Origin of the sequence: Actinosynnema sp. NPDC059797 (assembly GCF_042732085.1) — a bacterium.
GTDB lineage: Bacteria > Actinomycetota > Actinomycetes > Mycobacteriales > Pseudonocardiaceae > Actinosynnema.
In genome coordinates, this window is the sequence record NZ_JBHWIE010000295.1 from 1 (window position 1) to 8967 (window position 8967).

An 8967-nucleotide genomic window follows, 5' to 3' on the forward strand; every position below is an offset into this window, starting at 1 on the left:
GCTGCGGCGCCGGACCCGCTCGGAGGAGGTCCAGTGAGCGAGACGATCCCCCTGTCGTTCACCCAGCGGCGGCTGTGGTTCCTCAGCCGGGTCGAACCCGGCTCGACCTACAACATCCCGGTGGCGCTGCGGCTGCGCGGTGAGCTGGACGTGCCCGCGCTGCGCGCCGCCCTGGCCGACGTGGTGGAGCGGCACGAGGTGCTGCGCACCGCCTACCCCGAGGCGGACGGCGAGCCGCGCCAGGACGTCCGGCGCGACGTGCCGGAGCTGGCGGTGACGCCGGTGGCGCCGGAGGAGCTGCCCGCCGCGCTGGCGGAGGCCACCGGGTACGTGTTCGACCTGACCGCCGCCCCGCCGGTCCTCACGCGACTGTTCGAAGTGGGCGAACGGGACCACGTGCTGCTGTTCGTGCTGCACCACATCGCGGGCGACGGCGGGTCCACCGGACCGCTGACCCGCGACCTGGCGGCGGCCTACGCCGCGCGGCTCGCCGGCCGCGCGCCGGGGTTCGCCGAGCTGCCGGTGCAGTACGCCGACTACACGTTCTGGCAGCAGGACGTGCTGGGCGACCCGGACGACCCGGGCAGCCGGTTCAGCGGGCAGGTGGCGCACTGGGCGCGGGCCCTGGCCGACCTGCCGGAGGAGGTGGGCTTCCCGGCCGACCGGCCCCGCGCCGCGGTCGCCGGGCACCGGGGCGGCTCGGTGCCGGTGGACGTGCCCGCGGACGTGCACCGGGCGCTGCTGGACCTGGCCGCCGACACCGGGGCCTCGCTGTTCATGGTGGTGCAGGCCGCGGTCGCGGCGCTGCTGACCCGGCACGGCGGCGGCACGGACGTCCCGTTCGGCACGGCCGTCGCCGGGCGCACCGACGAGGCGCTGGAGGACCTGGTCGGGTTCTTCGTCAACACCCTCGTCCTGCGCACCGACACCTCGGGCGACCCGACGTTCCGCGAGCTGGTGGCGCGGGTCCGGGAGGCCGACCTGACCGCCTTCGCCCACCAGGACGTGCCGTTCGAGCGGGTGGTGGAGGAGCTGAACCCGCCGCGGTCGCTGTCCCGGCACCCGCTGTTCCAGGTCATGCTGGTGCACGCCGCCGACGGCGAGGGCCGGCTCGACCTGCCCGGCCTGGAGGTCGAGGCGGTGCCGCTGGGCACGGGCGCGGTGAAGTTCGACATGACGCTGGGCGTCCGCGAGCGGCCAGCGGCGGGCGGCCTGCGGGTGAACTGGGACTACGCCGCCGACCTGTTCGACCGCGAGACCGTCGCGGCGCTCGGGCGGCGCCTGGCCCGGCTGCTCACGGCGGTGGCGGCCGACCCCGCCACGCCGATCGGCGCGCTGCCCCTGCTCGACCGGGACGAGGTGGCGGAGCTGACCAGGCCGGCCCCGGCCCCGGTCCAGGGGTGCGTGCACGAACTGGTCGCCGCGCGGGCCGCCCGCACGCCCGACGCCACCGCCCTGGTCGGCGACGACGGCCGCGTCACCTACGGCGAGCTGGACCGGTGGGCCAACCGGGTCGCCCACCACCTGCTGGAGCTGGGCGTGCGGCCCGGCGAGGTGGTCGGCGTGCACCTCGACCGCGGGCCGGAGCTGGTCGCCGCGCTGCTCGGCGTGCTCAAGGCCGGCGGCTGCTACACCCTGCTGGACACCGCGTTCCCGGCCGACCGGCTGCGCTCGGCGGTGCGGCGGGCGGGCGCGGGCGTCGTGGTCGGCGCGCCGGTCGACGGCCTGGGCGCGCGGTACGCGGACGCCCGCCCGGCGGGCCCCAACCACGACCCCGGCGTGGCGGTGGACCCGCGCGACCCGGCCGTGGTCATGTTCACCTCCGGCTCGACCGGCGAGCCCAAGGGCGTGCTCGCGCCGCACCGCGCCGTGGTGGCCACGCTCACCGGCCAGGACTACGCGGAGTTCGACGCCGACCAGGTGTGGCTCCAGGCCGCGCCGGTGTCGTGGGACGCCTTCGGCACCGAGCTGTTCGGCCCGCTGCTGCACGGCGGCACGTGCGTGCTGCACCCGGCGGGCCCGCCGGACCCGGACGCCATCGCCCGCCTGGTCGCCGAGCACGGCGTGACCGTGTTCAAGGCGTCGGCCAGCCTGTTCAACCACGTGCTCGACGAGCACCCCGGGGTGTTCGCGGCCGTGCGGCGGGCCATGACCGGCGGCGAGCCCGCGTCGGCGGCGCACGCGGCCAAGGCGCTGCGCGAGCACGGGCACGTGCGGCTCACCAACGGCTACGGCCCGGCCGAGAGCATGGGCTACAGCACCGCCCACGAGATCACCGCGGCGGACCTGGACCGGCGGTCCGTGCCGATCGGCCGCCCGGTGGCGGGCAAGCACGGCTACGTGCTCGACGCGCGGCTGGGGCTGGTGCCGCCCGGCGGCGTCGGCGAGCTGCACCTCGCGGGCGCGGGCCTGGCGCTGGGCTACCTCGGCGCGCAGGGCGCGACCGCCGAGCGGTTCGTGGCCGACCCGTTCCGGACCGGCGAGCGGATGTACCGCACCGGCGACCTGGTGCGGCTGCGGCCGGACGGCGTGCTGGAGTACGTGGGCCGCGCCGACGAGCAGGTCAAGATCCGCGGGTTCCGGGTGGAGCCGGCCGAGGTGCAGGCGGCGGTGCTCGCCCACCCGGCGGTGACCAGCGCCGCGGTCGTGGTGCGCGAGGACCGGCCGGGCGACGGGCGCCTGGTCGCCTACGCGGTGGGCGAGGTCGCGCCGGCCGAGGTGCGGGCGCACGTGGCCGGGCTGCTGCCCGAGCACCTGGTGCCCGCGGCGGTGGTCGTGCTCGACGAGCTGCCCCGCACGCCCAACGGCAAGCTGGACCGCCGGGCGCTGCCCGCGCCGGACTACGCGTCGGCGGGCTCCGGCGACGAGCCGCGCACGCCGCGCGAGGAGATCCTGTGCGGCCTGTTCGCGCAGGTGCTCGGCCTGGCCTCGGTGGGGGCCGAGGACGGTTTCTTCGACCTGGGCGGCCACTCGCTGCTGGCCACCCGCCTGATCAGCCGGGTGCGCGCGGCGCTCGGCGTGGAGCTGGGCATCCGCGACCTGTTCACCGCGCCGACCCCGCGCGGCCTGGCCGCCCGGCTGGAGTCCGCGGGCAGCGCCCGGCCCGCGCTGCGCCCGGTGGAGCGGCCCGAACCGCTGCCGCTGTCGCACGCGCAGCAGCGGCTGTGGGTGCTCGACCAGGTGCACCGGGGCTCCACCGCCTACAACTCGCCGTGGGCGCTGCGGTTGCGCGGCGCGCTGGACGTGCCCGCCCTGCGCGCCGCCCTGACCGACGTCGTGGACCGGCACGAATCACTGCGCACCACCTTCCCCGAGATCGACGGCGCCCCCGTGCAACGGGTCCTGGACGCCGCGCCGGACCTGGTCGTCACCGCGGTCGCGGCCGACGAGGTGGACGCCGCGGTCGCCGCCGCCTCCGCGCACGCGTTCGACCTGGCCGCCGAACCGCCGCTGCGGGCCCACCTGCTGGCGGTCGCGCCGGAGGAGCACGTGCTGGTGCTGGTGCTGCACCACATCGCCAGCGACGGCTGGTCCAAGGGCCCGCTGCTGCGCGACCTGGCCGCCGCCTACACCGCCCGGGTCTCCGGCGCCTCGCCCGACTGGGCCCCGCTGTCCGTCCAGTACGCGGACTACGCGCTGTGGCAACGGGACCTGCTCGGCGTCGAGGACGACCCGGACAGCCTCGTCGCGGGCCAGCTGCGGTTCTGGCGCGAGGCCCTGGCGGGCGCGCCCGACCAGCTCGACCTGCCCACCGACCGGCCCCGTCCCGCGGTCCCGTCCGGGCGCGGCGGGCTGGTGGTCGCCGAGTTCGGCGCGGAGGTGCGCGGCGCGGTGCGCGACCTGGCCGCCGCGACCGGCAGCACGGCTTTCATGGTGCTGCACGCGGGCCTGGCCGCCCTGCTGACCCGCCTGGGCGCGGGCACGGACCTCCCGATCGGCTCCCCGGTCGCCGGGCGCACCGACGAGGCGCTGGACGACGCGGTCGGCTTCTTCGTCAACACCCTCGTCCTGCGCACCGACACCTCCGGCGACCCCACCTTCACCGAACTGCTGGAACGCGTCCGCGAGGCCGACCTCGCCGCCTACGCCAACCAGGACGTGCCCTTCGAACGGGTCGTGGAGGAGCTGAACCCGGTCCGCTCGCTGGCCAGGCACCCGCTGTTCCAGGTCACGCTGGTGCTCCAGAACGCGGGCGGCGGCGACGGCCCGGCGCTGCCCGGCCTGGACGTCGAACCGGTGTCGGCGTGGACCGGCACGGCCAAGTTCGACCTCGCGCTGGCGGTCACGGAGGACGAGGCGTTCACCGCGAACCTGGAGTACGCGGCCGACCTGTTCGACGAGGCCACCGCGCGGTCGCTGCTGGAGCGGCTGGGCCGCCTGCTCACCGCGGCGGCGGCCGACCCGCGGGCGCGGCTGGGCGCGCTGGACGTGTTCGCGCCCGGCGAGCGGACCCGGCTGCTGGAGACCTGGAACGACACCGCCGTCCCCGCCGGCGACTGGGTGTCCGTGCCGGACCTGGTGGCGCGGCGCGCGGCCGGGACGCCCGACGCGCCCGCGGTGGACGAGCTGACCTACGCCGGGCTGGACGCGGCCGCGAACCGGGTCGCGCGCCGCCTGCTCGACCTCGGCGTGCGGCCGGGCGACCCGGTCGGCGTGTGCCTGCACCGGTCCCCCGCCGGGATCGCGGCGCTGCTCGGCGTGCTCAAGGCCGGCGCGGCGTACCTGCCGCTGGACCCCGACTACCCGGCCGAGCGGCTGGCGTACGTGCTCGCCGACGCCGCCGCGCCGGTGGTGCTGACCGAGCGGGCGCTGCGCGACCGGGTCACCGCGCCCGAGGTGGTGTGCCTGGACGACCCGGGCACCGCGCCCGCCGAGCCGGTGGCGGTCCCGGTGGGTCCCGCGGACGCCGCCTACGTCATCTACACCTCCGGGTCCACCGGCAGGCCCAAGGGCGTGGTGGTCGACCACGGCGGGCTGGCCGACCTGTGCGCCTGGCACGTGCGGGAGTACGGGATCACGGCCGCGGACCGCGCCGCCCAGGTGGCCGCGCAGGGCTTCGACGCCGCGGTGTGGGAGGTCTGGCCGTACCTGGTGGCGGGCGCGCGGCTGCACCTGCCCGACGCGCGCACCCTCGCCGACGGCGACGCGCTGGTGCGGTGGATCGCCGAGCGGCGGCTGACCGCGTGCTTCCTGCCGACGCCGCGCCTGGAGCTGGTGCTCGACGACCTGGCCGCCGCGGGGACCTCGCTGCGCGTGGTGCTGACCGGTGGTGACGCGCTGCGCCGCCGCCCGCCGGCCGGCGCGCCGTTCCGGCTGGTGAACCACTACGGGCCCACGGAGTTCTCGGTGGTGGCCACGGGCGCGACCGTGTCGCCGGAGGACCGTGCCGACGTGCCGCCGCCGATCGGCGGGCCGGTGGACAACACGCGCGCCTACGTGCTCGACGCGCGGCTGGAGCCCGTGCCGGTGGGCGTGGTCGGCGAGCTGTACCTGGCGGGCGCGGGCCTGGCCCGCGGCTACCACGGCCGGCCCGGCCCGACCGCGGAGCGGTTCACCGCCTGCCCCTTCGGGGCGCCGGGCGAGCGCATGTACCGGACCGGCGACCTGGTGCGGCGGCGCGCCGACGGCGCGCTGGAGTTCGCGGGCCGCGCCGACCAGCAGGTGAAGGTCCGCGGGTTCCGCATCGAGCTCGGCGAGGTCGAGGCGGTGCTGGCCGGGCACCCGGCCGTGGCGCACGCGGCGGTCGTGGTGCGCGAGGACCGGCCGGGGCTCAAGGCCCTGGTGGGCTACGTGGCGCCGCGCGGGCCGGTGGACGTCGCGGAGCTGCGGGCGCACCTGGGGACCGTGCTGCCCGAGCACATGGTGCCCGCCGCGCTGGTGGTGCTCGACGCGCTGCCGCTGACCGCCAACGGCAAGCTCGACCGGAAGGCCCTGCCCGCGCCGGACCTGTCCGCCGGCGGCCGCCCGCCGCGCACGCCGCGCGAGGAGATCCTGTGCGGCCTGTTCGCCGAACTGCTCGGCGTGCCCGAGGTGGGCCTGGACGACGACTTCTTCGACCTGGGCGGCCACTCGCTGCTGGCCACCCGCCTGGTCAGCCGGGTCCGCACCACCCTCGGCGCGGAGCTGGCCGTGGCCGACCTGTTCGCCAACCCCACGGTCGCGGGCCTGGGCTCGTGCCTGGACCGCGGTGTCGCCGCGCGCCCCGCGCCCCGCCCGGTCGACCGGCCCGACGCCGTGCCGCTGTCCTTCGCCCAGCGCCGGCTGTGGTTCGTCAACCGGCTCGACGAGCGCAACCCCAGCTACGCGGTGCCGGTGGCGCTGCGGCTGCGCGGCGCGCTGGACGTGCCCGCCCTGCGCGCCGCCCTGGCCGACGTCGTGGACCGGCACGAATCACTGCGCACCACCTTCCCCGAGATCGACGGCGCCCCCGTGCAACGGGTCCTGGACGCCGCGCCGCCGCTCGTGCTGCTCGACCACGCGCCGGAGGACCTGGCGGCGGCCCTGCGCCCGCTCGTGGCCACGCCGTTCGACCTGACCTCGGACCTGCCGCTGCGCACCGCGCTGGTGCGGCTGGGCGCGGAGGAGCACGTGCTGGCGCTGGTGCTGCACCACATCGCGGGCGACGGCTGGTCGATGGGCCCGCTGCTGCGCGACCTGGCCGCCGCCTACACCGCCCGGGTCTCCGGCGCCGCGCCCGACTGGACGCCGCTGCCCATCCAGTACGCGGACTACGCGCTGTGGCAGCGGGAGGTGCTGGGGTCCGAGGACGACCCGGGCAGCCCGCTGGCCCGGCAGCTCGCGTTCTGGACCGACGCGCTGGCCGGCGTGCCCGACGAGCTGGAGCTGCCCGCCGACCGGCCGCGGCCGTCGTCGTCCGCGCAGACCGCCGGGCACGTGCCGGTGCGGTGGGGCGCGGAGCTGCACCGGGGGGTGCTGGCGCTGGCCCGGCGCACCCGGACCACGCCGTTCATGGTGTTCCAGGCCGCGTTCGCCGCCCTGCTCACGCGGTTGGGCGCGGGGACCGACGTGCCGATCGGCACACCGGTCGCGGGCCGCCCGGACGAGGCGCTGGACGACCTGGTCGGGTTCTTCGTCAACACCCTCGTCCTGCGCACCGACACCTCCGGCGACCCCACCTTCACCGAACTGCTCGCCCGCGTCCGCGAGGCCGACCTCGCCGCCTACGCCAACCAGGACGTGCCCTTCGAACGGCTGGTGGAGCGGCTGAACCCGCCGCGGTCGCTGGCCAGGCACCCGCTGTGCCAGGTGCTGCTGACCCTGCAGAACACCGGGGACGCCGCGCTGGAGCTGCCGGGCCTGGCGGTGGAGCCCGCGCCCGTGTCGTCCGGGACGAGCGCGTTCGACCTGAGCCTCGGCCTGCGCGAGGCGCGCGACGCCGACGGCGCGCCGGCCGGGCTCGACGGCGCGCTGGCGTACCGCGAGGACCTGTTCGACGAGGCCACCGCGCGGTCGCTGGTCGACCGGCTGGCGCGGGTGCTGGCCGCCGCCGCGGCCGACCCGGGCACGCGGCTCGGCGAGGTGGACGTGCTGGGCGCCGACGAGCGCGACCGCGTGCTGGGCTCCTGGAACGACACCGGCCGGCCCGTGCCGGGCACGACGCTGCCCGAGCTGTTCGCCGCGCAGGTGCGGCGCACGCCCGACGCGGTCGCCCTGGTCGCCGACGACGGGACGGCGCTGACCTACGCCGAGTTCGACGCCCGGGTGGACCGCCTGGCGCGAGCCCTGCGCGGGCGCGGCGCGGGACAGGAGCGGGTGGTGGCCGTGGTGCTGCCCCGCTCGGTGGACCTGGTGGTGGCGCTGCACGCGGTGCAGCGGGCGGGCGCGGCGTACCTGCCGGTGGACCCCGACTACCCGGCCGACCGGGTGGCGTTCATGCTGGCCGACGCGGACCCGGTGCTGGTGCTCGACGAGGAGGCGTTGCGCGGGCTGGGCGCCGGGGACGCGGGCCCGCTGCCGACCGTGCTCGGCGACGACCCGGCCTACGTCATCTACACCTCCGGCTCCACGGGGCGGCCCAAGGGCGTGGTGGTCACCCACCGCGCGATCGTCAACCGGCTGCTGTGGATGCAGGACGAGTACCGGCTGACCCCGGGCGACCGGGTGCTCCAGAAGACGCCGTCGAGCTTCGACGTGTCGGTGTGGGAGTTCTTCTGGCCGTTCCACGTCGGCGCCGCGCTGGTGGTCGCCCGGCCGGACGGGCACCGCGACCCGGCGTACCTGGCCGGGCTGGTGCGACGGGAGCGGGTCACCACCGGGCACTTCGTGCCGTCGATGCTGGAGGCGTTCACCGCGCACCTGGAGGAGTCCGGTGAGCGCTGCCCCGACCTGGTGCGGGTGGTGTGCAGCGGCGAGGCCCTGCCGACCGCGCTGGCGCGCCGGTTCGCCGCGGTGTGCGGTGCGGGGCTGCACAACCTCTACGGCCCCACGGAGGCCGCGGTGGACGTGACCGCGCACGCCTTCACCGGCGCGGAGGTCACCGCGACCGTCCCCATCGGACGTCCGGTGTGGAACACGGCGGTGTACGTGCTCGACGAGCGCCTGCGGCCCGTGCCGCCCGGCGTGCCCGGCGAGCTGTACCTGGCGGGCGTGCAGCTGGCGCGCGGCTACCACGACCGGCCGTCGCTGACCGCGCAGCGGTTCGTGGCCTCCCCGTTCGGCGCGCCCGGCTCGCGGCTCTACCGCACCGGCGACGTGGTGCGGTGGTGCGGCGAAGGCGTGCTGGAGTACCTGTCGCGGGCCGACGACCAGGTCAAGATCCGCGGCCTGCGCATCGAGCCCGACGAGATCGCCGCGGTGCTCCAGGACCACCCGGACGTGGTGCGGGCCGCCGTGGTGGCGCGCCCGTTCGGCCCCGGCGACCTGCGCCTGGTCGCCTACGTCGTGGGCACGCCGGGCCTCGCCGACCCGGCGGCGCTGAAGGCGCACGCGGCGTCCCGGCTGCCCGCG

General features: G+C 77.3%; 1 pseudogene. It reads left to right on the top strand.

What is annotated here, in order from left to right:
- Positions 1-33: 33 nt before the first annotated feature.
- Positions 34-8967 (top strand): annotated as a pseudogene (locus ACFV4N_RS34900) (non-ribosomal peptide synthetase); the annotation flags it as partial.